Origin of the sequence: Pseudomonas sp. Pseusp97 (genome assembly GCF_047304025.1) — a bacterium.
GTDB lineage: Bacteria > Pseudomonadota > Gammaproteobacteria > Pseudomonadales > Pseudomonadaceae > Pseudomonas.
In genome coordinates this window covers 1-276 of sequence record NZ_JBGLYK010000537.1, presented here as the reverse complement: position 1 = coordinate 276, position 276 = coordinate 1, and the positions used below count along the sequence as shown (strand labels likewise).

The window sequence follows — 276 nt, the reverse complement described above, 5'->3', positions numbered from 1 at the left end:
CTCTTTGATCCGGTGTCATACGCCGTATTGCGACTTGGTTTCGGCATTGTCCTTCTCACGCACGGACTCCCGAAGGTGCTCGGCCACTCACATGGATCAATGGACAATCCATTGGCGAGTTCCATGCGGCTGATCGATTCCAGACTTCACCTTCCGGCAGCGGAAATGCTTGCCTATTTCGTGACCTTCCTGGAGTCGGGCGGCGCGTTGTGTATCGCCCTGGGATTCATGACGCGCATTTTTGCCGCAATGATCACGTTCGAGATGATCGGGATC

Annotated in this window: 1 protein-coding gene; it reads left to right on the top strand. The window is 55.1% G+C overall.

The features are described 5' to 3' along the window. Positions 1-12: 12 nt before the first annotated feature. Positions 13-276 (top strand): DoxX family protein (locus ACCC94_RS30240; protein ID WP_413353238.1); only part of this gene is annotated, 264 nt, incomplete at its 3' end.